22 protein-coding genes and 3 pseudogenes are annotated in these 23,311 nt (G+C 62.8%); 5 read left to right on the top strand and 20 right to left on the bottom strand.

Features of this window, described 5'->3' with window-relative positions; translation table 11 throughout:
* Positions 1–20: 20 nt before the first annotated feature.
* From AB3X98_RS25220 to AB3X98_RS25195, 6 genes are all read right to left on the bottom strand, one after another.
* Positions 21–329 (bottom strand): hypothetical protein, encoded by a 309-nt coding sequence (locus tag AB3X98_RS25220; RefSeq protein WP_368602978.1) that lies wholly within the window; start codon positions 327–329, stop codon positions 21–23.
* Positions 330–434: 105 nt separating this feature from the next.
* The gene (locus AB3X98_RS25215; RefSeq protein WP_368602979.1) at positions 435–716 is read right to left on the bottom strand and encodes a hypothetical protein; all 282 of its coding nucleotides are present in this window, start codon (positions 714–716) and stop codon (positions 435–437) included.
* Between the two features lie 80 nt (positions 717–796).
* Positions 797–1,210: an Hsp20/alpha crystallin family protein gene (locus AB3X98_RS25210; protein WP_368602980.1), complete on the bottom strand. Its 414-nt coding sequence runs from the start codon at positions 1,208–1,210 to the stop codon at positions 797–799.
* A gap of 40 nt (positions 1,211–1,250) precedes the next feature.
* Positions 1,251–1,691 carry an Hsp20/alpha crystallin family protein gene (locus AB3X98_RS25205; RefSeq protein WP_368602981.1) on the bottom strand — a complete coding sequence of 147 codons (441 nt, stop codon included), beginning with the start codon at positions 1,689–1,691 and terminating at the stop codon, positions 1,251–1,253.
* Between the two features lie 365 nt (positions 1,692–2,056).
* On the bottom strand, positions 2,057–2,464 hold the full coding sequence (locus AB3X98_RS25200; RefSeq protein ID WP_069266266.1) for an Hsp20/alpha crystallin family protein: 408 nt from the start codon (positions 2,462–2,464) through the stop codon (positions 2,057–2,059).
* Between the two features lie 15 nt (positions 2,465–2,479).
* Positions 2,480–2,920, bottom strand: a complete 441-nt coding sequence (locus tag AB3X98_RS25195; protein ID WP_342946424.1) for an Hsp20/alpha crystallin family protein — start codon at positions 2,918–2,920, stop codon at positions 2,480–2,482.
* A 246-nt stretch (positions 2,921–3,166) separates the two neighbouring features.
* Here AB3X98_RS25195 and AB3X98_RS25190 point away from each other — a divergent pair, with 246 nt between their 5' ends.
* A complete protein-coding gene (locus tag AB3X98_RS25190; RefSeq protein ID WP_069266268.1) occupies positions 3,167–3,550 on the top strand; it encodes a hypothetical protein in 384 nt (127 codons plus the stop codon).
* 191 nt (positions 3,551–3,741) lie between these two features.
* Here AB3X98_RS25190 and AB3X98_RS25185 read toward each other — a convergent pair whose 3' ends face one another.
* Entirely contained in the window at positions 3,742–4,962 is a 1,221-nt protein-coding gene (locus AB3X98_RS25185; protein ID WP_368602982.1) for a sensor histidine kinase, read from the bottom strand.
* Between the two features lie 774 nt (positions 4,963–5,736).
* On the opposite strand from AB3X98_RS25185, the gene AB3X98_RS25180 reads away from it, so the two are divergent.
* A complete protein-coding gene (locus tag AB3X98_RS25180) occupies positions 5,737–5,877 on the top strand; it encodes a hypothetical protein (RefSeq protein WP_368610338.1) in 141 nt (46 codons plus the stop codon).
* A 254-nt stretch (positions 5,878–6,131) separates the two neighbouring features.
* Entirely contained in the window at positions 6,132–6,614 is a 483-nt protein-coding gene (locus AB3X98_RS25175; RefSeq protein ID WP_368602984.1) for a hypothetical protein, read from the top strand.
* Positions 6,615–6,798: 184 nt separating this feature from the next.
* Here AB3X98_RS25175 and AB3X98_RS25170 read toward each other — a convergent pair whose 3' ends face one another.
* From AB3X98_RS25170 to AB3X98_RS25125, 10 genes and pseudogenes are all read right to left on the bottom strand, one after another.
* A complete protein-coding gene (locus AB3X98_RS25170) occupies positions 6,799–7,677 on the bottom strand; it encodes an amidohydrolase (RefSeq protein WP_368602985.1) in 879 nt (292 codons plus the stop codon).
* A gap of 61 nt (positions 7,678–7,738) precedes the next feature.
* Positions 7,739–9,067, bottom strand: a complete 1,329-nt coding sequence (locus AB3X98_RS25165; RefSeq protein WP_368602986.1) for an MFS transporter — start codon at positions 9,065–9,067, stop codon at positions 7,739–7,741.
* 17 nt (positions 9,068–9,084) lie between these two features.
* Complete coding sequence (locus tag AB3X98_RS25160) at positions 9,085–10,329, bottom strand: MFS transporter (RefSeq protein WP_368602987.1); 1,245 nt, start codon at positions 10,327–10,329, stop codon at positions 9,085–9,087.
* Positions 10,326–11,603 carry an MFS transporter gene (locus AB3X98_RS25155; protein WP_083245373.1) on the bottom strand — a complete coding sequence of 426 codons (1,278 nt, stop codon included), beginning with the start codon at positions 11,601–11,603 and terminating at the stop codon, positions 10,326–10,328. The genes AB3X98_RS25160 and AB3X98_RS25155 overlap by 4 nt, the downstream gene beginning before the upstream one ends.
* Positions 11,604–12,647, bottom strand: a complete 1,044-nt coding sequence (locus AB3X98_RS25150; RefSeq protein WP_368602988.1) for an amidohydrolase — start codon at positions 12,645–12,647, stop codon at positions 11,604–11,606. It lies immediately after the preceding gene.
* Between the two features lie 11 nt (positions 12,648–12,658).
* A pseudogene (locus tag AB3X98_RS25145) lies at positions 12,659–13,748 on the bottom strand (porin); the annotation flags it as partial.
* 155 nt (positions 13,749–13,903) lie between these two features.
* Positions 13,904–15,280: an MFS transporter gene (locus tag AB3X98_RS25140; RefSeq protein WP_368602989.1), complete on the bottom strand. Its 1,377-nt coding sequence runs from the start codon at positions 15,278–15,280 to the stop codon at positions 13,904–13,906.
* An 82-nt stretch (positions 15,281–15,362) separates the two neighbouring features.
* On the bottom strand, positions 15,363–16,301 hold the full coding sequence (locus AB3X98_RS25135; RefSeq protein ID WP_368602990.1) for an SMP-30/gluconolactonase/LRE family protein: 939 nt from the start codon (positions 16,299–16,301) through the stop codon (positions 15,363–15,365).
* Positions 16,302–16,320: 19 nt separating this feature from the next.
* The gene (locus tag AB3X98_RS25130; protein WP_368602991.1) at positions 16,321–17,277 is read right to left on the bottom strand and encodes a hydroxyacid dehydrogenase; all 957 of its coding nucleotides are present in this window, start codon (positions 17,275–17,277) and stop codon (positions 16,321–16,323) included.
* Entirely contained in the window at positions 17,277–17,978 is a 702-nt protein-coding gene (locus tag AB3X98_RS25125) for an RraA family protein (RefSeq protein WP_368602992.1), read from the bottom strand. The genes AB3X98_RS25130 and AB3X98_RS25125 overlap by 1 nt, the downstream gene beginning before the upstream one ends.
* 195 nt (positions 17,979–18,173) lie before the next feature.
* Between AB3X98_RS25125 and AB3X98_RS25120 the strand changes: the two genes are divergently transcribed.
* On the top strand, positions 18,174–18,914 hold the full coding sequence (locus tag AB3X98_RS25120; protein WP_368602993.1) for an IclR family transcriptional regulator: 741 nt from the start codon (positions 18,174–18,176) through the stop codon (positions 18,912–18,914).
* Between the two features lie 350 nt (positions 18,915–19,264).
* Positions 19,265–19,504: a hypothetical protein gene (locus tag AB3X98_RS25115; protein ID WP_368602994.1), complete on the top strand. Its 240-nt coding sequence runs from the start codon at positions 19,265–19,267 to the stop codon at positions 19,502–19,504.
* Positions 19,505–19,529: 25 nt separating this feature from the next.
* Here the strand turns inward: AB3X98_RS25115 and AB3X98_RS25110 are convergent.
* The 3 genes and pseudogenes from AB3X98_RS25110 to AB3X98_RS25100 all read right to left on the bottom strand — a co-directional run.
* Positions 19,530–19,655: pseudogene (locus AB3X98_RS25110) on the bottom strand (nitric oxide dioxygenase); the annotation flags it as partial.
* 46 nt (positions 19,656–19,701) lie between these two features.
* A pseudogene (locus AB3X98_RS25105) lies at positions 19,702–20,373 on the bottom strand (substrate binding domain-containing protein); the annotation flags it as partial.
* A 117-nt stretch (positions 20,374–20,490) separates the two neighbouring features.
* Entirely contained in the window at positions 20,491–23,298 is a 2,808-nt protein-coding gene (locus tag AB3X98_RS25100; RefSeq protein WP_368602995.1) for an ATP-dependent Clp protease ATP-binding subunit, read from the bottom strand.
* Positions 23,299–23,311: the final 13 nt, after the last annotated feature.

The raw sequence follows: 23,311 nt of genomic DNA, 5'->3' as shown, positions 1-23,311 counted from the left end.
CGTTGCGATCGCACACCCATTCAGCCTGCATGTCCCGGCACCACGATATCCGCCGGTTGGCTGCCCGGCACGGGGGGCGGCTCCGGCCTCTCCCCACTGCCGTTGCCGGCGGTCTTCCGGCTTCGGCGGGCTGCGTCGCCCGGGTGAAGCGCGTCGAGGAACGTTCGGCCCTTCCCGGTCAGGTATGCGCGGCGTGCGCCCTCGGCGCAATGTTCCAGCATGACCAGCTGGCGTTCGAGCAGCGCGTCGAGCTCGGCGCGGTCCATGTCGAGCTGGTCCGGCGCCTGACGAACCAGCATCAGGGTCGCAAATTCGTGTGGACTAAGCATTTTCTTCTCCCGTAAGACAGGGTCCCGACAGCAGCGGTCCCCTGCAGAAAAACGAAACGTAGTGCAAGCCGGAAAGGGGCTGCGCCACCGTGCAACGCGGCGCGCTCACGCGAGGAATCGCGCCGGCGAACCCGTGTCGTTCAGACAGCCTGCGTTGATGGCGCGTATCGCGTACTCGGCCGTCTCCCGATGCGCCTCGTCCACGCTTGCCCAGTGCTGGGCGTAGCACGGCAGATGCCAGTCCGCGACCATCTGCTCCGCGTGCCGGATGCGCACGACGGCCACGTACGTGTCGCGGCCGGCATGAGGCAGCGCACAGTGCCGAACCGGAAACGCGCGGGTCTCGATCACGAAGCCCCTCCAGCATTCGCTGCGTACGTCGTCCATAAATACCTCCGCGTGACAGGTCACGCGGCGCGGGCCGTCCGGTCCACGCCGCATGACCGGCCTTGCCCCTGTGCGTACGCCTAGCCAACGCTCACCTCAATGCGTCGCGGCTTTGCCTTCTCACGACGAGGAACGGTGAGCTTCAGGACGCCATCGCGCAACTGTGCGTCGATGCGCGAGGCGTCGAAATCGGGGCTAAGCGTGAAGGCGCGCCTGAAGTGCGGGTGGACCACCTCGCCATGCTGCAGGCGCAGTCCTGATGGAACGGGAATCACTGCCTCGCCCTCGATGTTCAGACTGCCGTCCTGCACGCGCACGTCGAGCTTTTCGCGCGGCACACCAGGCAGGTCTGCATATAGCGTGATGCCGCGGCTGTCCTCGAAGATGTCAACCGCAGGTGAGATCCGGGTCAGCTGCTTCGCAGGTTGCGCGCCCTCGCGCGAGGCAACGTCAGTGCGCGACTCACGGTTGGCCAGTTCAGTGCTGTCGTTCATGATGTCCTCCGTGCTTTCACGTACTCCATTTGCGCCGGGCTCACTGGACGGCGATGGCGCGTGGTTTCGACGCCTCGGAACGTCCGACGCTCACCGTCAGGCAGCCGTTCACATAGCGCGCAATGACCTTGTCGGGGTCCGCGTGCTGCGGCAGCTCGATCACGCGCCGGAATGCCCCCATGAAGCGTTCCGTGGCGTAGACGCGGGTCTCATCGTCCGCTTCAGGTCCGGGCGGCTTACGCTCGCCACTGATCACAAGCACCCCCTTGTCGATCGAAACGTTGATGGCGGCGGGATCGAGTCCTGGCGCGAACGCGACGATCTCGAGGCTGTCGTCGGTGCTGCCGATGTTGACGGGTGGAAAGGTTTCGCTGCGCGTGGCGCGCAGGCTCGCGGGCAAGCCCGCAAAGACGCTGGCCATCTGCCGTTGCAGGCGGTCGAATTCGCCCAGCAGATCGGTGCTGAAGAAAAGATCGCTCATGACTGGCTCCCTGAAACCGGGGCCGCGCACGAAAGACGAACGGAACCACGCGCTCCAGTCCGCCTGCCCGTGGGAAACCCCGCCGACAAACAAATCGAAACACGCAGCGCATGATCGCGACTGCCTGAGCGATGCATAAAATAGCGCAAGGAACGGAAATTTCAAGTGGCCCTGCAACATGTCTACCGGGAGGCTCTATGGACCTTTTCGACAGGCTTCAGGAGCAGATCGATACCGTGCAACTGCCGCTCTACTTGCCTCCCGCGCCGCCGTTTTTCTGCCGTCGGCGGGCCTCCGCTGTCAGAGGGTGGCAGCCAGGCAGCCGCCACCCGGTGCTTCCTGCCGTTGTTGCCCGCGCGCCGACCTCAGCCCGTACGCACTTCGATCCGTCGTGGGCGCGCCTCGTCGCGGCGCGGGATCGTGAGCTTCAGTACGCCGTCCTTCAGGCTCGCCTCGATCTTCGAGGTATCGAAGTCCGGGGAGAGCGTGAACGTGCGCGCAAAGCGCGGCTCACGAACCTCAGCATGCTGCAGCCGCAGATTTGCCGGTGTCGGCACAACCGCCTCAGCCTCGATGGCGAGATTGCCGTCGTGGACTCGCACATCGAGCTTGTCCCGGGTCACACCGGGGAGGTCCGCCCACAACGTGACGCCCTGGGTGTTCTCGTAGATATCAACAGCGGGAGTAATCGTCATCCGCCGTGCGGAGGGCCGGCTTTCGCTGCGCGCGACCGCTGACGGGTCGCGCCTGCTCAGTTCGGTGGTATCGCTCATTTTCAGCTCCCTGGATTACTGGACTGTGATGGCTCGAGGCTTCGAAGATTCGCGCTTGCCGATGGCGATCGACAGGCAACCGTTCTCGTAGCGTGCCTGAACCTTGTCGGGGTCCGCGTTCTCCGGCAGTTCGATGACCCGCCGGAACGCGCCAGTGAAGCGCTCCTGCGCATAAACGCGTGTGTCCTCGCCGGTATCCGGTTGCGCCGGCTTGCGCTCACCGCTGATGGTCAGCAGTCCCTTGTCGATCGATACGTTGAGCTCCGCCGCATTGATGCCCGGTGCAAACGCGACAATCTCGATCGAGTCGTCGGTGGCGCCAATATTGACGGGCGGGAACGTGCCGAAGCGGCTCGCCCGCAGACTGGAGGGGAAAGTACCGAGAAGGCTCGCCATCTGCTGCTGCAGCCGGTCGAACTCGCTGAAGAGGTCGGATCCAGAATAGAGATCGCTCATGATGCAGTTCTCCTTGAACGACGCAAGGAGGCGAACCGGCCTACGCGCTCCAGCTCGCCTGCCAGCGTCTGGCAAACAATCGAAACACGCAGCGCACGGGACGCGGAAACCCGCGCGTCTGCCTGAGCGAATCCTAAGATAGGTACTCTGGCGAGGATTTCAAGGAGCAAAAGCAGCGGTGCACCTTGAAAAAATTTTGCCAGCTCATATCATCGCGGCGGAAACATGTAGCAAGCGGAGGACACGATGGAATTCGATACCGACTGGTTGACCCTGGGCCCGCACCGCGTGCGTCTGCGCTCGACCAAAGGTTTTCCGACGGAAGCAATGCGTAAGGCGGTGGACGTCATCCGGACTGCGGTCGACAACAACATGAGCGCCCGCGCGCGCCTGGTGGAGGTGGTCTGCCGACAGGAAAAAAACTATGAAGTCACGATCGGGACGACCGTCGCCAAGGACAAGGTATGCGCGCCGCAGCTCGAAACGTTTATCGCAGGCGTGCTTGGTCTCCTGCCGGACCAGATCACCCTGATCGTTACCGCAGTCGATCAGTCTGAAGTGGACCTGCACTTCGGCGTGTACGAGCGGATGCTGGCCGAAAAGCTGGGCACCGCACCGCCGATCCAGTGACAGGGCTGCAGACGGGCCGGGGGCACCGAGGGAGTGTGCCCCGGCGCGACAAGGACGTGAGGCGTCGGCCGAAGGCCGTCCTGCGGAGCAGGTCGGGCTCGATCCGCGATATGGACCCCGCCGGGAACACTGACCGAAAGGCGCTCACCCTGCTTACATCCGTTCAGATCACGAGCCGGGCGGGCGCCGCGTCAGCCTCGCGGCTTCAGGTCGACCGGAAAGCGGATTTCGAAGGTCGTGCCTTGACCCTCGCGGGACTCGAAGTGGATCTCGCCCTCGAGTGCGTGGCACAGCTCCCTGACGATCGCCAGACCCAGGCCGGCGCCCGGGATGTCGTCGCTGGCGGCCCGCTCGAACTCCCTGAACACGCGCTCCGTATCTGACGGCGCAATGCCGACACCGGTATCGGCCACGCGCATGAACCACCGGCCGTCACCGCATCTCGCGATGACCAGTTCGATTCCCCCCTCGCGGGTATATTTCGTTGCATTCGACAGCAGGTTCAGCGCAACCTGCTTGAGCTTGATGCGGTTGGACTGCACACGGACCAGTCCGGCCTCAAGCGAGGCGGACAGACGCAGGCCTTTTCCTTCGATCGCTGGACGGGCGTTCGTGACCAGTTCGTCAAACAGCATGGGCAGATCAACCGGCTCGATGCAGATCTGGCTGCTGTCGCCGACGACAACCGAATATTCCACCATTTCGTCGACCAGCTGCTTCATGTCCTCCGCCTGCCGGGTCGCGAGCGCAAGTCCGGCCTCGGCTCGGGACGGAACGCGCGCAATCAGTTGCAGGTCGATCGAAAAGGCGTTCAGAAAGTTGCGCAGGTCGTGCACGAGGCCGCGCGTGACCTGCATGCGCGACCGGTACAGTTCGCCGACCTCGCGTTGCTGCTCACGCAGTTCCTCGTTAGCACGCTCCAGCTGGCTCGTGTATTCGGCGATGGTCCGGTCACGCTCGCCGATGACCTCGCGGATCGATGTCAGGGTGACAAAGCTGAGCGCCTCGTCGATCAGATGCAGGGCGCGGGATTCGTGGTCGCGTGTGAACGTGTCGTCGGACGCCGCGAATGCCCGGACGGCGGCGGCCAGTTCCTGCCGGAACAGCTCCAGTTCACGCACGAGTTCATCAACGCGGTACCCCTGCTGCCAGCGCACGTTCCCGTGCTGCCTCGCATTGCGTTCAATGGCCCGCTCGACTGGTTGGAGATCCTGCTCTTCGAGCGCGATGCAGATGCCGCTCAGGATAGCGGGCAGATGATCGGCCAGCTGCTCCCACGTCAGCCGGTCGGCTTCGATGAGGTCGGCATCCGCAGCGACGGCCTGCATCCATCTTTCCGTCAGGCGCGCCTGTTCCCGTCGTAGAAATCCGGCGAGGGCCTGCAGGGTAGTTCCCGTTTGAGAATCGGTCATGATCCGTACCAATGCGTGACACCATTTCGAAAGACCTGCGTGCGAGGACACATTATCGTTTCCTCGCACCGTCAATGGACAATGACCAGGATGGCAGCCGGGAACGCAATTTGCTCCGCCTGGCGGAAGCAAGTCCACCGACCAGCAGAATACCTTCTATCCTGCCTGTCAACGACCCGCCTGAACTGCCCGACGCCTACTGCCTCATGTTCACCCTCGAACGGGTACGGCGTGCACTGCGCACACAATGGCGTGGAGGCCCTCAACCATGCCCTGCGCCAGCCACCGATCTGATCATAACGGACTGGACGATGTCGCTGACCGGTGTGTGAGCTGTGCCGCCAGATCCGGGCGCATGCTGCTCTGGCACACATCCGGATTCTGCTTCCTACGGCGATGCCACCTTCGATGCCGGGGCCGGTGCAGTGGGACGACTGCCTTTATCAAGCCGGTCCCGGCTGCACTCCGGCCCGCCACCGTGAAAAGGTGGTGTCCTCCGTGAGCCACGGGCGCATATCCTGACGCGATCCGTCCGACAGGCAACGCCGGCTTTCAGCGTCCGATAATCCGGGATGTCGGGTCCAGGTGAGCGGGATCCATCGCGCCACCTTGAAAATTTTCATCAGTGAAACTAACTTATATCCAGCTCTGGCAGTGTGCCCGGTGATGGATCGGTTGCATGCTGCGTGTTTCGATTTGTTTGCCCCGCAGCATGGCAGGCGAACTGGAGCGCGCAAGCCCGTTCTCTTCCTTGCTGCGTCGAAGGAGAATACGATGAGCTGCCTTCATTTCCGCCCGGCTTCGACTACGTTGTTCGGGCACGTCCCCCGTACGATCGTCGCCGTGTCCGGCGTTTTCCAGCCGGTGGCGCAGCGTGCCCGGCGCACGCTGTCGGAGCGCATCGCCGCCGGGTAGCTGACGTTTCACCAGTTCACGTCGAGCCTGTGCCGCCGTTGGCAGGGCGGTTGCCCCGCGGGCACCGTTTGCCACGACGGTATGCCGTCGTTGGCGCCGTGCACCCGGTGCCGTCCCACGAAGCGTTCAGCGCCGCGTTCGGAGCGGTTTTCGCGCGAGCACCGCATGGAGGGTGCGATACCGGTACCCGCGCGAAGGTGAGTGCTTCAATGGAACGGCTGAGAGTCGAGATACGCAACGGACTGGAGATCCGTATGCACACGCTCGTCGTGAGGCACGTACGCACGGCGGCATGCTTCAGGGAAGTGAAAGGAAAACGTGACATGCAGGGGAGCGTCACTGGACGTCAAGAGGCTTGCACCATGAACAGACGATTGTGTGCCTTGGTCCCGGCAATTGTGATTGCCGGATTATGGTCAGAGAACGCCATGTCAGCCAGCCCGCCGCTGCCGACTTTGCCCCTGCAACACGACATCTGGATCACCGGGACTGTCCAGCGTGGCAGCGGGGAGTATGCGCCGGGTGACTATACGACAATCATGCTGGATCGCCCCTCCACCTCGCCCTGCAACCACAAGGTGGTGTCCGACATCCTTCTTGGAGAGGGGGGCGAACCATCCCCCACGCTCCTGCTGCCGTATCTGAAACAGCGGGTTGCCGTCAGGGGACGCGTATCCTGCCCCGACTCGGGCATTGAATTTACGCCGCAACCAGACGTCGTGTTTCCGGTTTGGTAGAGGTGAGGGGAACCAGGTATTGGACGCCACGATGCTTCCGCAGATCGCCGACTGCAAATCCGTCCATCAAACCGGGCAATCTCAGTGCGCGATCGACAGAGGAAAGCGCCCAATGTTTCGCGAAAAAGCGTGCGGCGGACGTGGCCGTTCCGCCTCAGTACACCCTCACAACCATTTGTTTCGCTCACTCTGCGCCCACGAATCCATAAAGCCTCTCCGGGTTCTCGACGAAGATCTTCTCCCGCCAGTCCGCTCGTCCTATCCACGAAGCCATGACGTCGACCAGCAAGGCATCGTCCGGCTTGCGCGCTTTTTCCGTAGGATGCGGCCAGTCGGTTCCCCACAGCATCCGGTCGGGCGCCATCGCAATCAAGGCCTTGGCGACCGGCGCCACGTCTGCATAGGCGGGAGCGCCGGCTTTTGTATCCACGTATGGTCCGGAGAGTGTGACCCACGTTTTCCCGTTGTCGACGAGGCGCTGCGCGGCCTTCATTGCCTCCGAGCCGAGGCCGTCCGGTTGCGGGATGTGCGCGATGTGGTCGATGACCAGCGGGCACGGCAAGGCGTTCAGGCGTGGTGCGAGTTCCGGCAGCCTGGCACCCTGGACGACAAGTTCGATGTGCCAGCCCAGCGGCGCAATACGCGCTGCGAGAGGCGCAAGCATGTCGATGGTCGTGGCACCTGGATAGCTCAGGTTGAATCGGATGGCCCGCACGCCTGCCGTATTCATTTCATCGAGTTGCTCGCGGGTCACCGATGTGTCGACGACGGCTACGCCGCGCGCGTTGCCGTCGAACTGCCGAAGTGCGTCGATGAGACAGCGGTTGTCGGTTCCGTAAGTCGACGGTGTAACGACAACGTTGCGATGAATGCCGAGGCGCTTCTGCAGGCGTCGATACTGCTCGACTGTCGCATTTGGCGGCCGAAGCGAAGTGCCAGGCGCAACGGGGAAGCGGTCGTCGTAGATGTGCATGTGGCAATCAATAGCACCTGCCGGCATTTTGAACGACGGCGGATTGACACCCGTCGACCAGACTTCTTCTTCAGCGCCGAACGCGCGCATGCTGGCCGTAATTCCAGCCGCGCCGATCGCGGCGAGAAACTTTCTGCGAGTGGTCTGCATCTCAGGCGATTTCGACTTTGTTCTTGTGGAGTTGCTTGCCCGAGCCGGGGCGCGTGAGCAACACGAGCGTGACGACGCTGACGAGGGTGAGCGCGCCGAGCGGCATCAGCGCGAGCGCGTAGCTTCCCGTTGCGCCCTTCACCCATCCATAGACGTTGACCATAAGTCCGCCGCCCAACAGGTTGGCGATGGCGTTGATGGTGGCCAGTCCAGCTGCGGCCGTGCTGTTCGAAAGCATGCTGGAGGCCAGTGCCCAGAACGGTCCCTTGAAGGCGTACGCGCCGACGAGAACCGCGCAGAGCATGACGATGGTTGGCCCGAGCGAGCCGCTCAGCGACGTGCCGAAGAGGCCGAGGCCGATCAGCAGCATGGGGATGACAGTGTGCCAGCGTCGCTCCTGGCGGCGGTCGGAGCTACGTCCCCAGTAGACCATCAGGACGGAGGAAAGCGCGTACGGAACCGCATTGAGGAGGCCGGTCTGCATGACCGTCAGCCCGAATGACTTCAGCAACTGTGGCTGCCATACCGAGAGCGTGCTCCCCGCACCCGACGCGCATACATCGACGAGCGCGAGGCAGAGGACGTAGCGGTTGCAGAACAGTTTCGCGAGGGACATCTGAGCGACTTTTTTGGGTTCCCGTTTTTCCTGCGAGAGCGCTGCCGTGAGCCATTCGCGCTCATCATCCTTCAGCCAGGTCGCTTGCGTCGGCTTGTCGGTAAGCAGTTTCAGGCAGATCAAGCCGAGAATGACCGTCGGGATGCCTTCAAGGATGAACAGCCACTGCCACCCGCGAATGCCCGCGAATCCGTCCATATGCAGCAATACGGCGGAAATCGGCGAGCCGATAAAGCTTGCCGCCGGGATGGCGACCATGAAAGTCGCGATGATGCGCGCACGATACTTCGCCGGAATCCAGTACGACAGGTAAAGGAGCACGCCAGGGAAGAAGCCGGCCTCTGCGGCACCGAGGAGAAAGCGCAGCACGTAGAAGCTCGACGGCGAGCGAACCAGCGCGGTGCCGGCGGAAACAAGGCCCCATGTAATCATGATGCGCGCAAGCCACACACGCGCACCAAACTTCTGGAGCGCGAGGTTGCTCGGCACTTCGCAGATGAAATAGGAGACAAAAAACAGGCTGCTGCCAAATCCGAATACTTGTGCAGACAGACCGATGTCATTGTTCATCTGCAACGAAGCCATGCCGACGTTGCCTCTGTCGATGAATGCGAGCAGGTAACAGAGCATGAGGAAGGGGACGAGACGCAGGACGACTTTCTTGATGGTCCGGGTCTCCACTTCGGTTGCGAAATCAGTGCTGGAAATGTTCATACGCGTCTCCAATGCGTTTATTGTGCGCCTGTGCGGCGTTGCTTGAAATGGTGCAGGGCGGTAATGGCGACGACACTCGATGCGAGCACGATCGCCATCGCCGTGAAAGTCGAACGCACGCCCAACGCTTCGGACACGGTACCGACGAGCAGATAGCCGAACGGCATCGTGCCGTTGTAGGCCATGCCGTACATGCCGACGAGTCCGCCGCGAACGTGGTCCGGGCACCGCTGCTGGATGGTGGCGTTTGTAGAGGTTGCTGAAAACGTGAGGCTGAAGCCGAGCACGCAGAAAGCGGGCACGGAAAGGCTGGCGTCGTTGGTGAACGCCAGCGTGAAAAGCGCGGTGACAGCGAGCCACGGTGCGAAAGCGAGCAGCTTCCTGGTTGCACGTGGCCCCCACGCGGACGAGAGCAGAATCGCAGCAGTGAGCGAGCCGCCGCCCGCAGCGGCGAAGAAAATGCCCGTATAGCGCGCCGCGTTATGAAAGGCGTGGTCGGCAAGCAGCGGCACCAGCGTCTGATAGCTCGCAGCGAAAAGGCCCATGCAGGCAAGCGTCGGAAGGTAGCGAGCGGAAAACATATCCGAGAGGACGTAGCCCACGGCATTCCGGAGTCCGCCTCCGTCCGCGCGCGAACGCGCCGAAAGATTGGCGGGGTGGATCGAACGCACGCACATCGCCATCGCGCACAACGCGCACCCGTACATCGCGAAAGCCGCCGCCGGCCCCAGCAGCGGATAGACGAACCCGGCGATGCTCGGACCCACCATGCGTCCGACGTTGTAGACCATCGTGTTCATGGCGACCGCGTTGGACGTCAGCAAAGGATTTCGCAGACTGCTGACGAGCAGGAGCTGCCGCGCCGGCGTCTCGATTGCGCTCGAAATGCCAATCGCCAGCGCGAGCAGGAGGATGAGCTTCACGCCGAGTGCGCCAGCCAACCACAGAACGAGCAGGATCGACGTCAGCGTCAATGACGTGGCAAGTACGCAGAGCGTGGCGCGGCGTGCATTCGCGGCGCGGATGCGCGAGCCGGCCACGGGTGCGACGATCAGCTGAGGTCCGTAGAGCAGGAAATTCAGGAGTGCCAATACGGAGGCCTTGCCCGAGAGATGATAGACGAGCAGGTTCAGCGTGATGTTCTGGGTCCAGCTGCCGAGTACGGAAAGCACCTGCCCGCATGCGTAGCGACGCAGCGCGGGCTCCGCGAGCGCCGGGAAGAGCCGGTCGTAAAATGCACTTTGACGTGCCGCCGTATTCATGCGAGCGTCTTCCCACGCGTTTCAGGTGCAAACAGAACGACGACCGCAGCGGCTGCGAAGGCAACAATCGTCGTCGCGAGTCCCTCGACGAAACCACTGGGCGTGGTGGCGAGCGAACCGATGATGAGAGGCGCGATAAAGCCGCCGAGACGCCCGCCGTTGTAGGCGAGGCCCATGAGGAAGCCGCGCGAAGCGGTGTCACCAATCACTTCCGCGAGGAATGGACCGGCGCCCGCGAAGATGCCGTTGACGCCGAACCCCGTGAGAAAGATCGCGCACAGAATCAACAACGGCTCCGCCGAGCCGATGTACACGCCGACCGCCACCGCCCCCACGAGGAGATACGCGATGAACATCGGGCGACGCCCGAGTTTGTCGACCAGCGCCGAGAAAAGCAGGAAGCCTGCGATGGCGCCGAACTGCAGTGCAAGCACGAATTTCAGGCTGTGTGCGAAATCAAAGTGCTTGACCGTGACGAGGAAGGTCGGCGTCCAGGTGAACACGCCCCAGTAGAGGTACTGGAGAAAGAAGATGAAGAAGAAAGCTGTGAGCAAGCCACGGACGTTGAGCTGTGCGCGCGGCGCGTTCCGGCTGGCGGCGGCCCGCTGTGCGGATGCCTTGCGCTCGAGCCAGATCGGAGATTCCGGAGTTTTGCGCGCAACCCAGAAGAGGATGAAGAACGGCGCGGCGCCGATGAGGAACAGCGTGCGCCAGCCCTGACCGCCCAATCCGCCATTCAGTTCGGTCACGATGCCCGCGATGCTGATCGCGATGATCGCGCCAATGGGAAGTCCCATCTGCATGAGCGCGCCGCCCTTGCCGCGCCGGCTCGCGTGCCAGGTCTCCGCCACCAGCGCCGCGCCGGCGGTCCACATGCCGCCCATGCCGAGCGCGCCGCACAGCCGCGTGACGGCGAACCAGTGCTCGTTCGGCACGACTGCGAGCAGGCCCGAAAAGAGGGAGTAGATGCCGATGCAGAGCAGCGCGGTGCGCACGCGGCCAATTCGATCCGACACATAGCCAAAGAGGATGCCGCCAATGATCTGACCGGCGGCCGTGATGCTCGTGAACACGGCGAGTTGGGGTTTCGTGAGGCCAAACTGCAAGGCGAGTGTCGGCAGCAGGAGCGAGAGCAGGAAGGAGTCGTAACTCTCGAACGTCCAGCCGAGTCCCGCGAGAGACAGCGCCCGCCACTCAGGCGCAGTCACGGAGCGGATGCCGGCGCGCTTCGTACTCGCGGGCGCCCCGCCGGCGATAGGGGTGTTCACTTTCATTTACTCGTCTCCTGGTACCGTGAGGCCGTATGTCGTTGTAGCGGTGCGGCTGAAAAGCGCCGACCTCTCCGTCATCGATCCGCTGGCGGCGAGTCGCTTGAAGGCGTTCCAAAGGACGGTGTAGCTGAACATGCCCTTGTCGACGGGGAAGTTGCTTTCGAACATGCAGCGCTCGGCGCCAAATAGCTCCATGCAGACGTCGAAGTACGGTTTCCACGCGGCTGCGAGCGTTTCCGAAGCAGGAGGACGCTCGGCCTGGGCGAAGTCGAAGCCGAACACGGGCATTCCGGCGCCGCCGAGCTTGAGCCGTGTGTTCGGCAGGGCGGCGAGACGCCGCAGCGATGCCGACCACGCCGCTCTCGTCTGCGTCGTTTGGCCGGCGTGAATACCGACGCCGACCGGGCCGCCGAAGTGGTCGATGACGATGGTGACGTCCGGGACGAGGCGCGCCAGTTCGAACAGCGCGTCGAGCTGGGTGCGATAGACCCAGACGTCGAGCGAGAGTCCGTACCGGCCCAGCGTGCGCACGCCGTCGATGAACGCCGCGTTCTGCATGAGATCGCGCGGCGGCGTCACCGGGCTCGAGCGAACCCGTTCGTCCGCGTGCCACGCCAACGGGTTGCGGATGCCGCGCAATCTGCCCCCGGAGACCTCGAGCATCGCCTCGATGACTGCATCGACGTCATGCCCCAGCGCAAGATCCGCACCGGCGACAATGGCTTCGCAGCAGCGCATCGCGCCATACGTCCCGCTCGCGAACATCGCGGCGACGCCATTGGCGAACTCGACCTCGCCCACGGGCTTCATGGCATCCGGGCCGTCGGTTCGCAGCATCGAGCGGCACTGCACGAACACCGTCGATACAATGCGGTGCCCGGCTGCCATGTCTTGCCGGAACTCGTCGGCGAGATAGCGGCCTGTCTGCCGGTCCCAGAGGTGATGATGCGCATCGACGATGGGAAGCTCCGGCAGCAGCGCATCTTCGCGATGCAACGCGAGCCAGGCGTCGCGAACTGGAAGATGCGGGGCGTGGACGATCTGCATGGTTTTCTTGCTCAGAACTTTTTGCGCATGCCGACCACGAAGCCGGTCTGGTCGTAATTCGCCGCGACCGTGCCGTAGCCGTTCACACCGAGCGCGGAGCCGCCTTTGTTGCGTGCGAACGCAGCGGTGGCATAGATATCGGTGCTCCTGGAGAGCAGATAGTCGGCGCTCAGCACGGACATCCACGGATCGGCGCTGCTGCCGTGCACGTCCTGGTAATAGGCGGCCGCCGTCACGAAGAAGGCGGGCGTGAACGCGTAGTTCGCGCCGGCCCACCAGAGATTGGCCGCACCCGACTGCGAGCCGTTGGCGGCGCCGATCGGATTCGCGGGCAGGAAGGCGCGCGACGCCTGCAGGTAGCGATAGCCCGCGAACGCCTTGAAGCTGCCGACGAGCCAGGTTGCGGCGGCGGTGGCGCGGCGCTCCGTGGCAGTGTTGGTCGCGACCGTTGCTGTTGCGCTGCTCGTACGAGAGGCTGGCGGCGAGCGGTCCGCCCGCGTAGGTGAGCGAGCCGCCGAAGTAGCGGCCCGTGAGTTGCGCGCCGGGCACTTCGCTACCGTAGCCGGTGTCGTAGCGCGTGCTGTACATCGCAGCGACACTCACGGGGCCGAAGGCGCCCACGTACTTCGCGGAATTGTCCACGCGGCCCGCCGTCGCGTAGTCGATGGAGAGCGTGGAGTAGCGTGAGGATGCACCCATCGGATCGAACACGACGGCCTGATCGTAGAGCACCGAATTCTGGCGGCCGAAGGTGATCTGCTGGCCATGCCACGTGAGGCCCACCCACGCCTGGCGGCCGAACAGGCGCGAGGTGGTCGCCGCGTTCGCGCCCAAGCCCTTGGTCGACTGCGCGCTCGTGCCGTCGTTGACGTTGAAGCCGTTTTCGAGCGTGAAGATAGCCTTCATGCCGCCGCCGAGATCTTCTACGCCTTTGAGGCCCCAGCGCGAACCTGAGAGATTGCCCGACACTTCGCGCGTGGTCGCGCCGCCGCCTGGCGTGTTGTTGATGTGCTCGATGCCCACATCGACGATGCCATAGAGCGTCACGCTGCTTTGGGCGTGAGCGGCGTGCGGCGCGAGGGCGAATGCCGCCGTTGCTGCCGCGGCCGTTGCCGTCGCCGCGAAAGCTCGCGGCGAAGTGCGCGTGAAGGCGTGCGTCGTGTAGGTCTTGTGTTCCTGCATGGTGTCTCCGGTTGTTGGTTTGAGTGCGTGCGGATTTTGGCGAGAAGCGGACAACGAAAAAGCGAAAAAATGATTCAGGCGTTCGGCTCCTCTCCCACGCCCGCGCCGGGGTCGCCAAGCCATGCGATCGTCAGCGCGCCGAGCAGCAGCACGGCGGCCACGGCGAGTAGCGGCACGGTGAAGCCGCCGGACATATCCTTGATGGCGCCGATCATCGACGGTCCGACGAAGCCGCCGAGATTGCCGATCGAAACGATCAGCGCGATGCCGCCCGCGGCGGCGCGGCCGGTGAGGAAGCCGGAGGGAATCGCCCAGTAGGTCGCCTGAAACGCCAGGATGCCGCTCACGGTCACGCACAGCGCGACGAGCTTGAGGAGCGGCGTGTCGAGCATCGCGCTGATCGCGAGCGCGGCGGCCGCGATGACGAGAGCACCGGCCACGTAGGGAATGCGATGTGCGGCACGGTTCGCGAGGCGTGCCCACCAGAGCATCACGACGGCGCCGAGCGCATAGGGAATGGCTGCGAGCCAGCCCACCGTTGCGTGGCCGACGCCGAACTGCTTGATGATCTGCGGCATCCACAGGCCCACGCCGATCGAACCGACAATGCCGCAGAAGTTGATCAAGGCGAGCACGAACACGCGCCAGTTCGTCATGGCGTCGCGCAGGCTGGAGCCGTGTTTGCCGGCGATACTGCGCTGTTCGAGCGCGAGGCGATGCGCGAGCACGTCCTTTTCCTCGCGGCTCAGCCAGCGGGCCTTTTCGGGGCGGTCTGCGAGGATGAAGAGGCAAGCGATACCGAGCGCAATCGCGGGCAGCCCCTCCATGAGCAGCAACCATTGCCAGCTGCGCAACCCGTGCAGGCCGCCGAGCTGGAGCAGCGCGCCGGATACGGGCGAGCCGATCATGTTCGCAACGGGAATGCCGACGAGAAAGGCCGCTGTGACTTTCGCGCGCCACTTGCCCGGGAACCATTGCGTGAAATACAGGTAGATGCCCGGCGTGAAGCCGGCTTCGGCGATGCCGAGCAGAAAGCGCGCGGCGGCGAAGCTTTTCGGCCCGACAACGAAGGCCGTCGCCATCGAGATCAAGCCCCACGTGATCATGATGCGCGCGATCCAGATACGCGCGCCCACTTTCTGCATGATCAGATTGCTCGGAATCTCGAAGAGGAAATAGCCGATGAAGAAGAGCCCCGCACCCACGCCGAATTGCTGCGCGGTCAGGCCGAGATCCTTGTTCATCGTCAGCGCCGCGAAGCCGACATTGGTGCGGTCCAGATAGCTGATCACATAGCACGCGAAAATGAACGGCAGAATGCGCCGGAACGCGCGCGCAAGCGTGCGCTCGCTTTCAGCGTGCTGTGCGGCCGACATCGACGCATAAGTCGATTCGGCATCCTTATTGTCCGTAGACGAAACCGCCTCGCGGAGGGATTGGGAGATCTGCATGTGCGCTCCTCAGTTGCTCTTTGCTCGATGCAACTTGCTGTCTCGAAGCCGGCTGGCGTTTGCGCGCTGCCGGCAATTTTCTTCAGGTCGCCTGGTTTAGCGTTTTTGCCTGTTTGGGAAGGGGCCCGGCGATGTCCAGCTCGGCCTTCAGCACGGTGCCGGAGACAGATTCGGTCATGAAAAGTGTCTTCATATCCGGGCCGCCGAAGCACAGGTTCGTCAGCGAAGCGCCCGCAGGGCTGGTCAAGATCAGTTCGGGCTCTGCGAGGTGATTCAGCACCCACGCGCGACCCAGCCCCGGATTGGCGACGAAGAGCCTTCCCGCGCTATCGATGGTCAGGCCATCCGGGCCGCTCGGGCCATACGACGTGAAGAACTGGCCGACCTTGCTCACCGAGCCATCGGCCTGAAGCGGCGCGCGCCATACGCAGTTGCCGCGGGTCATCGCCACGTAGAGCACCTTTTCGTCGGGCGAAAGCACGAGTCCGTTCGGGCTCGGGCAGTTGCCGAGCAGCATGTCCAGCCTGCCCTCGGGCGTGAGCCGGTAGACGCGCCCGGTCGGGTCGTGCAGGCCCGTCTGGCCCTGGTCCGTGAAATACAGGTTGCCCTTCGAGTCGAACGTGAGGTCGTTGACGCCGCGAAAGCGTTCCGTGTTGCGCCGCTCGAGATATGGCGTGACTTCGCCGCGTTCGATATCCAGCAGCATCAGGCCGTTGCGGTAATCTGTGATGAGCAGGTGGCCGTCATCGACGAGCTTCATGCCGTTCGGCTCGCCGTCGTATTCGACGACGAGCTCCCACTTGCCGTCGGCTGAGATACGGAACACGCGGCCGTGCGGGATGTCGGTCACATAGAGATGGCCGGACGGGCTCCAGACCGGACCTTCAAGGAATGAGTCGGTCGGCTGCCCGCCGCGATTCGCTCTGGACCAATCCGTTTGCACGCCTGCTTTGCGCAAGTGCTCCGGCATGCGGGTGAACACGTCCGCCTGGCGGACTTCCGGCTGCTTGAGATAGAACATTTCGAACCTGCGTTTTCGATCAGGACTGCAAAGCGCTGCGCGTATGCTCTTCGAATACGGCGATCACATTCGCCGCCGCACCCTTACCCATGTTCACGTACGCTGCGTCGCTGACGCCGCCGATATGCGGCGACAGAATGACGTTCGCGATGCCCTGGAACACATGGGGCGAGGGCATCGGTTCGACATCGAAACTGTCGAGGCCGGCCGCGAGCAGCTTGCCGCTCGAGAGCGCCTCGGCGAGCGCGGCTTCGTCGATCAAGCCGCCACGCGCCGTGTTGACCAGAATCGCGCCCGCCTTGAACTTGCCGAGTGCTTGCGCATTGATCATCTTGCGGTTCTCGTCGGTTAGCGGGCAGTGCAGCGATACGATGTCGGAAGAGGAGAAGAGTTCGTCGAGGCTGACGAGCGCAACGCCGGCGGGAGCTTCCTTCGCGTACGGGTCGAACGCGAGCACACGCATGTCGAATGCCGTTGCGGCTGCCGCTACACGCCGCCCGATTGCGCCAAGCCCGACGAGGCCGATGGTGCGACCAGCAAGTTCGAGAGACTTGTGCGTGGACTTGTCCCAGTGGCCCGCACGCATGCGCCCGTCGAGCTGCGGCACCGAGTTCGCGCAGGCGAGAATGAGCGCCCAGGTGTGTTCGGCAACCGCCGCCGCGTTGGCTCCAACGGCGGCGCGCACGGCGATCCCTCGTTCAGCGGCTGCGGTCTGGTCGATGACGTCGATGCCGCTCCCGTGTTTGGAGATGACCCGCAGGTTGCCACCGCAGGCGTCCATGACGCGCGCGTTGATCTTCCCGTAGCGGACGATGATGGCAGCGGGCTTGTGCAAGGCACAGAGCGCAACCAGGTCGCCCTCTGTCGGTTGACGGCCCGCGAATACGACCTCGAAGTCGCCCAGCATCTCGAGCGCTTCCGCTGCGAGATCGGCGCCGGTGACGATAAGGGCCGGCTTTTGCGTCGAAGCGTTCATTACAGGACCTCGCCTTCGGCGAGCATGCCCGCTGCGCGCAGTTCCTTGTCGAGCCACGCCGGGCGCAGCGCCTCGCGCTTGCGGATGGCGGCGATACGCGCGGTTTCCGCGTCGACCTTCTGTTGCGCCAGTACGAGAATGCGCTCGACGTCCTCGCGCGGAATCACGACGACGCCATCGGCATCGCCGACGATGAGATCGCCGGGGTTGATCGTCGCGCCGCCCGCGGAAATCTGGAAATTGACGCGGCCTGCCACGCTTTTGGTCGGGCCGCACGGGTTGAGGCCAGCGGCGAACACGGGAAAGCCGTTCTTCGCCAGTTCGGCAGAGTCGCGCACCGCGGCGTCGAGGACGAGGCCGCCGAGGCCGCTTTCGTGGGCCTGTGTCGTCATGATTTCGCCGATGAGCGCGCACGACAGGTCGCCCTTGCCGTCAACGACAATCACGTCGCCCGGCTTGGCGATGGCGAGCGCGGCGTGAATGGCAAGGTTGTCGCCCTGACGAACCTCCACTGTGAACGCGGGGCCCGCGACCTTCATGCCGGGAGCGACCGGCTTGACGCGGCCATGCAGCGTGCCGCGACGTCCCGCGACGTCGGCGAGAATGGCCGCCTGGAATTGCGACGCGGCTTTGACGAGTTCGGGCGAGACGCGCGTGATGTCGCGAACGATGGCGGGCGTGATGCTGGAAGATGCGCTCATGGTAATCAACCTCTTCGATTGCGTTGTACGTAGTACAACACTGTTGTACAAGGTGAAATCACTATAACGGTGCGTAAGGCGCACCTGCCATCCTCGTTTACCCTCCGCGATGTACAACACAGTTGTACATGGTAAAACACCGGGGCAGAATGTTGTACGATGTACAATCGAGCAACAGAAATTGGAGGGGGGACGATGGGAAACGAAGGGGTGCAGTCTGTCGAGAAGGCGCTTTCGCTACTCGACATCTTCAAGCCGGGTGCCGAGTCGCTGTCGCTCGCGGCGCTGTCGCAAGCATCGGGCATGCATAAGACGACTGTATATCGCCTGATGAATTCGCTAGAGCGCATGAACTACGTGATCCGCTCGGATAGCGGCTCGTATTCGCTGGGGCCGCGCGTGCTGTATCTCGGCAAGCTCTATGAGCAGTCGTTCCATCTTTCGTCGGTGGTCGAGCCGGCACTTCATGCGCTCGCGACGTCGACGAAGGAGAGTGCGTCGTACTACGTCATCGATCACTCGCAGCGCCTTTGCCTGTTCCGCGCGGAGCCATCCGAAGGTCTGCGCGAAACGCGGCTGCCCGGCACCGTGTTCGCGCTCGACGATACGGCGATCGGTCAGGTCTTGAGATTCTGGGGGCTCGGCGAAGCGATATTCGACACGACGCCTGAGCTGCCGCTTTTCACGTCGGGGGCGCGCGATCTCCATACGGCTGCATTCGCGGCACCCATCTTCGGGTCCGGCGACAAGTTCATGGCTGCGCTCACGCTCTCCGGACCGGCGTCGCGGCTCGACGCCGCGCGTACGTCGGGCGACATCGCGACAGTGATGCTGCGCGCCGCATCGGAACTGTCGAGGAAGCTCGGTGCAAGCGTTGGACTGTGCGAGCGGATGTACGGCGGCCTCGCTCCGGGGAGGGAGGCCTCCGCTGCTTGAGCGTGGCGTTGCGCTTCCGACTGGAGCTTCTGCTGAGGCTCGTGTGTCAAAGCTTTCTCTGGTGAAAATCGTACCCGGCCATGCACCGCGGGGGGGACGTCGGGGCGACGCGAGGGTATATTCCTACGGTTTAGATAGGAATACGTATCTTATTGTATCGATGCATTGCTCATCGATTCTTTAAGAGGTCCGCAAAGCCTGCGATCGACATGAAAGCTACTCATCCAACGGCGTATGCTGCGCCCGAAAGATGTATCCTCGTCTTTGTGAAAAACGATGGCTGACCCAGGCCGGGAAAGAATAGGGATGCGCATCACGGCGTGCTCGCAACACCGCCAGGAGGAGGACTCATGGAACCGCAGCAACCCGCAACGACCCCCGCACCGCAACAGCAGCAGGAGTTCGACTTCTATATCAATCTCGCCAAGCCGACGCTGGGACTTTATGTGCGCAAAGGCATGGGTTTGCCCGATCTTGCCGACCCAAAAAAGTGGCAGTTTTCCGGTCACATCTGGCAAAGCGAGCTCGATGCTGAAACGCTGAAGAACCTGGAGGCGAACGGGCATGCGTTCCAGGAACTCGGGGGATGAGCAGACGGCATTCCTCGCAGTAGGCCAGCAGGCACGAAACAAACCCCGACGGAATTGTTCCGCCTCCGCCTTCGCGTTTGACCGAAATTCGGTAGCTCTTTCCATTGGGCATATCCGAAAGGCTGTACTGGCGAGTCTGCCGGAGTCCGAGTGAGAACCATCAAAGCGAACTCGCTGTATCCTTGCATGGATCATGCCTAGCCGGCGCGGTATGGTTCGCGCTCAGGGCAGTCGTTCACGGTCAGTGTGCGGAGCAGATCGGGCACGCACTGTTTCATGATCTCGGCGACCGTATGCACGCGCGTGGGAATCGGTCTTTGCGCCCGAATCAGCAGATGCAGTTCCTGGGGCGGGACACAATACTGAGGCAATAGCGGCACGAGTTCTCCGCTGGCGAGCGCGTCGACACACGCAAAGGTCTCGACGACTCCGATCCCCATCCCGTTCCTGATCATCTGATACATCGCCCTCCAGTGGTTCGTCGTAATGGTGGTACGGATCGCGACGTTATCGCGCTTTGCGAACTCGTCGGCAAGCGGTAGGTGATCGGTGCCGAACATCGACTTGATGCGGATGAACGCGTGCCCGGTCAGGTCGGAGGGTTCCCCTATCGGCGGATGCCCGGCGAGATAATCCGGCGAGGCGACAAGAGTTCGTTCCACGTGACCTAGACGGAACGCATGGAATGTACCGTCGCCCACCGGACCCTGGCGAAACGAGATGTCGATCCCTTCGGTGTAGAGTTCGACGACCCTGTCATTTAACGCGAGGTCAATGTCCAGTTGCGGATGGGCTTCGTGCACGAATACCAGCGCGGAGGGCAGCAGCACTTCGCCGAAACAATGGGGAGCACCAATACGAATGGTTCCCGTTGGGGTCTGTCGATCGCCCGATGTCGTTCAATACCGTAGAAAAATTTGAGAATGGGCGCCGGAGGTTAAAGAATTAACGGTTTAACCACCGGGCGCCACTTCATTCCTGACTATTTAGCTGGCGTTCCGCCCCGACTCTTTGTCGCTACGCTTTTTGCGCCCCTTGCCGGAGGCGGCTCCGGTCGAAGGTGCGGCCTTGTCTGCGTCTTCTTTAGACTCAGCGCCATTGCCTATCTGCGGCTCAGACGTGGCCGCCGGCTCGAGCTTGTTAAATTTCACTTCTTCGCTTTCTTTGTCGTAGTCAATTGCCACGCTATCGCCGGATTTGAGCGTGTCGCCGAGTATTTCCCTTGCAAGGCGTGTTTCCACTTCCTGGCGGATTTGCCGTTTCAGTTCGCGCGCACCGAATTCCGGTTGATAGCCGACATTGACCAGATGGTCCACCAGCGACTCGCTCACCTTGAGCGTGATGTCCTGTGCGGCTGCAGTGCGAACTACGCGATCGAGCTGAATCTGTACGATCGCGCGAATATTCTCCTTTGAAAGGGAATGGAACACGATGATATCGTCGATCCGGTTGAGGAACTCTGGACGGAAGTGGCCCTTGAGCACCTTCATCAGCTCCTCGCGCACCTCCTTTTCGCCCTTGCGCTGCGCCTCTGGCTGCTCGAGGTTATCCATGATGATCGAGGCGCCCAAATTACTCGTCGCGATGATGATCGTGTTGCTGAAATCGACCACGCGGCCCTTGCCGTCGGTGAGACGACCGTCGTCGAACACCTGCAGAAGGACGTTGTAGACATCGGGGTGCGCTTTCTCGATCTCGTCGAGGAGGATTACGCTATACGGGCGCCGCCGCACGCGCTCGGTGAGCTGTCCGCCTTCGTCGTAACCCACGTATCCAGGCGGAGCGCCGATAAGCCGGGCGACGGCATGGCGCTCCATATATTCGCTCATGTCGATACGGATAATTGCCTGCTCGTCCCCAAAAACGCTCTCCGCAAGCGCCTTTGCGAGCTCGGTTTTGCCAACCCCCGTCGGCCCGAGAAAAAGGAACGTTGCAATGGGGCGGTGCTCCTGACCCAGGCCCGCGCGTGACAGGCGAACGGCATCGCTCACCGCCACGACCGCGTCGTCCTGACCGACCACGCGCTCTCGCAACTTGTCTTCCATCTTCAGAAGTTTTTGACGTTCCTCCTGCGTGAGCTCGGCAACAGGAATACCGGTAAGGCGCGAGACGACCTCTGCGACGGACGCTACCGTAACTTCCAGTGTTTCTGTGCCGGTTTTACGCTGCCATGATTCCATCTGCTCATCGAGCTGTTTCTGCTTGTCGTTGATGCGTTCCTCGAATGCCTTGGCCTCATCGAAGCGCTTGCGCGACGACGCGTAGTCCTGCTCGCGCTTGAGCTGGGCAACTTCCGCTTCGAGTTCCTGGATGTCGGCCGGCCGGGACGTGGCGCCGATGCGCACGCGCGCGGCGGCCTGATCGATCAGGTCGATGGCCTTGTCCGGGAGAAAGCGCGAGGTGATATAGCGGTCTGCAAACTCCGCGGCAGCGACGAATGCGTCATCAGAGAACGTTACCTGGTGGTGCGCTTCAAGCTTGTCCCGCAGGCCGCGCAAGATCACGATGGTCTGCTCGACGCTGGGTTCTGGAACGAGCACCGGCTGGAATCGACGTTCCAGCGCCGCGTCCTTCTCGATGTACTTCTGGTACTCGTTGAGCGTAGTCGCACCGATGAGGCTCAGTTCGCCGCGCGCAAGCGCGGGTTTCAAGACGTTCGCGATGTCGAGGCCACCTTCACCGCCGCCCTGTCCGGCACCGACGATGGTATGCAGCTCATCGATGAACAAAATCAGTTCGTCCTGCTTGGCCGTCACCTCGTCGATCAACTGTTTGGCGCGCTCCTCGAATTCGCCGCGGTACTTCGCACCGGCGACCATCGAATTGATATTGACCTCGACGAGGCGTTTGCCCCGCAGCACTTCAGGCACATCGCCATTCACGACGCGTTGTGCGAGTCCTTCAACAATCGCGGTCTTGCCGACGCCCGGTTCGCCAATGAGTACAGGATTATTCTTTTTGCGGCGCGCTAGCACTTCAATCGTGCTTTCAATTTCCTGAGCGCGACCGAGTACCGGGTCGAGCTTGCCCTGGCGAGCGAGCGCGGTAAGGTCGCGGCCGAACTTGTCGAGGTTCGGCGTGCCGGTGGGTGTTTCGACACGCCCGTCTTCCGCGCCCTTGCCGACGACCTTTACGACCTTCTGGCGCAGCGCCTCAGCCGTTACGCCATACTTCTTCAGCAGCGTGCCCGCAAGGCTTTCCGGGACGGCTGCAAGGCCGATCAGCAGATGCTCCGGGCCAACATAGGAGTGTCCGAGATCGCGGGAGGCCTGGAATGCGAACTGAAATGCCTTTTTCAGACGCGGCGATACGGTCATTCTCTCGAGCGATTCGTCGTCGCTGGCGGTCCCGTGCTTTGCGTGCTCGTCGATATAGCTCTTGATGTCCTGGGGAGAGAGCTTCAACTCTTTCAGTAGCGCCGCGCACACGTCGGTGTCGGCGAGCACGTAAAGCAGATGCTCCGTATCCAGCTCGGTGCGGTGTAACTCGTGGGCCTTTTCCGCCGCGCGCTGGAGCAGCTCCATGGTCTGTTCACTGAATGCATCGGTTGCGTCGACGGACTCTCGAGGCACACTCGCGCTCAGTCCGGACTCGTCACCGAACCCGCTCAGCAGACCGGACAGATCGCCGCCCCCGCCGAGCAGAGAGTCGAACGGATTCAGCATGCTTTGGTGGCGCATCAGCTGTCGATAGTGATAGTCGCAGATCGACAGCGACTTTCGCTCGCCGTTCTCGGTCACAACGACTCGCGCAACAGCGGGGCGAGCGTGGCAGATATCGCAGAGTGTAGCCATGATCGAAGCACCT

This window comes from Paraburkholderia sp. BR14312, assembly GCF_040948675.1.
Lineage (GTDB): Bacteria > Pseudomonadota > Gammaproteobacteria > Burkholderiales > Burkholderiaceae > Paraburkholderia > Paraburkholderia nodosa_A.
The sequence above is the reverse complement of the archived record's forward strand: the minus strand, read 5'-3'. Positions and strand labels throughout refer to the sequence as shown.

Coding starts and splice junctions, on each gene's coding strand:
- AB3X98_RS25155 (WP_083245373.1), bottom strand. CDS start 11,603: ATGAAAGTGAACACCCCTATCGCCGGCGGGGCGCCCGCGAGTACGAAG.
- AB3X98_RS25195 (WP_342946424.1), bottom strand. CDS start 2,920: ATGAGCGATCTCTATTCTGGATCCGACCTCTTCAGCGAGTTCGACCGG.
- AB3X98_RS25125 (WP_368602992.1), bottom strand. CDS start 17,978: ATGAGCGCATCTTCCAGCATCACGCCCGCCATCGTTCGCGACATCACG.
- AB3X98_RS25150 (WP_368602988.1), bottom strand. CDS start 12,647: ATGCAGATCGTCCACGCCCCGCATCTTCCAGTTCGCGACGCCTGGCTC.
- AB3X98_RS25205 (WP_368602981.1), bottom strand. CDS start 1,691: ATGAGCGATCTTTTCTTCAGCACCGATCTGCTGGGCGAATTCGACCGC.
- AB3X98_RS25215 (WP_368602979.1), bottom strand. CDS start 716: ATGGACGACGTACGCAGCGAATGCTGGAGGGGCTTCGTGATCGAGACC.
- AB3X98_RS25130 (WP_368602991.1), bottom strand. CDS start 17,277: ATGAACGCTTCGACGCAAAAGCCGGCCCTTATCGTCACCGGCGCCGAT.
- AB3X98_RS25115 (WP_368602994.1), top strand. CDS start 19,265: ATGGAACCGCAGCAACCCGCAACGACCCCCGCACCGCAACAGCAGCAG.
- AB3X98_RS25200 (WP_069266266.1), bottom strand. CDS start 2,464: ATGAGCGATACCACCGAACTGAGCAGGCGCGACCCGTCAGCGGTCGCG.
- AB3X98_RS25210 (WP_368602980.1), bottom strand. CDS start 1,210: ATGAACGACAGCACTGAACTGGCCAACCGTGAGTCGCGCACTGACGTT.
- AB3X98_RS25135 (WP_368602990.1), bottom strand. CDS start 16,301: ATGTTCTATCTCAAGCAGCCGGAAGTCCGCCAGGCGGACGTGTTCACC.
- AB3X98_RS25165 (WP_368602986.1), bottom strand. CDS start 9,067: ATGAACATTTCCAGCACTGATTTCGCAACCGAAGTGGAGACCCGGACC.
- AB3X98_RS25185 (WP_368602982.1), bottom strand. CDS start 4,962: ATGACCGATTCTCAAACGGGAACTACCCTGCAGGCCCTCGCCGGATTT.
- AB3X98_RS25140 (WP_368602989.1), bottom strand. CDS start 15,280: ATGCAGATCTCCCAATCCCTCCGCGAGGCGGTTTCGTCTACGGACAAT.
- AB3X98_RS25190 (WP_069266268.1), top strand. CDS start 3,167: ATGGAATTCGATACCGACTGGTTGACCCTGGGCCCGCACCGCGTGCGT.
- AB3X98_RS25170 (WP_368602985.1), bottom strand. CDS start 7,677: ATGCGCGCGTTCGGCGCTGAAGAAGAAGTCTGGTCGACGGGTGTCAAT.
- AB3X98_RS25180 (WP_368610338.1), top strand. CDS start 5,737: ATGAGCTGCCTTCATTTCCGCCCGGCTTCGACTACGTTGTTCGGGCAC.
- AB3X98_RS25160 (WP_368602987.1), bottom strand. CDS start 10,329: ATGAATACGGCGGCACGTCAAAGTGCATTTTACGACCGGCTCTTCCCG.
- AB3X98_RS25100 (WP_368602995.1), bottom strand. CDS start 23,298: ATGGCTACACTCTGCGATATCTGCCACGCTCGCCCCGCTGTTGCGCGA.
- AB3X98_RS25120 (WP_368602993.1), top strand. CDS start 18,174: ATGGGAAACGAAGGGGTGCAGTCTGTCGAGAAGGCGCTTTCGCTACTC.
- AB3X98_RS25220 (WP_368602978.1), bottom strand. CDS start 329: ATGCTTAGTCCACACGAATTTGCGACCCTGATGCTGGTTCGTCAGGCG.
- AB3X98_RS25175 (WP_368602984.1), top strand. CDS start 6,132: ATGCACACGCTCGTCGTGAGGCACGTACGCACGGCGGCATGCTTCAGG.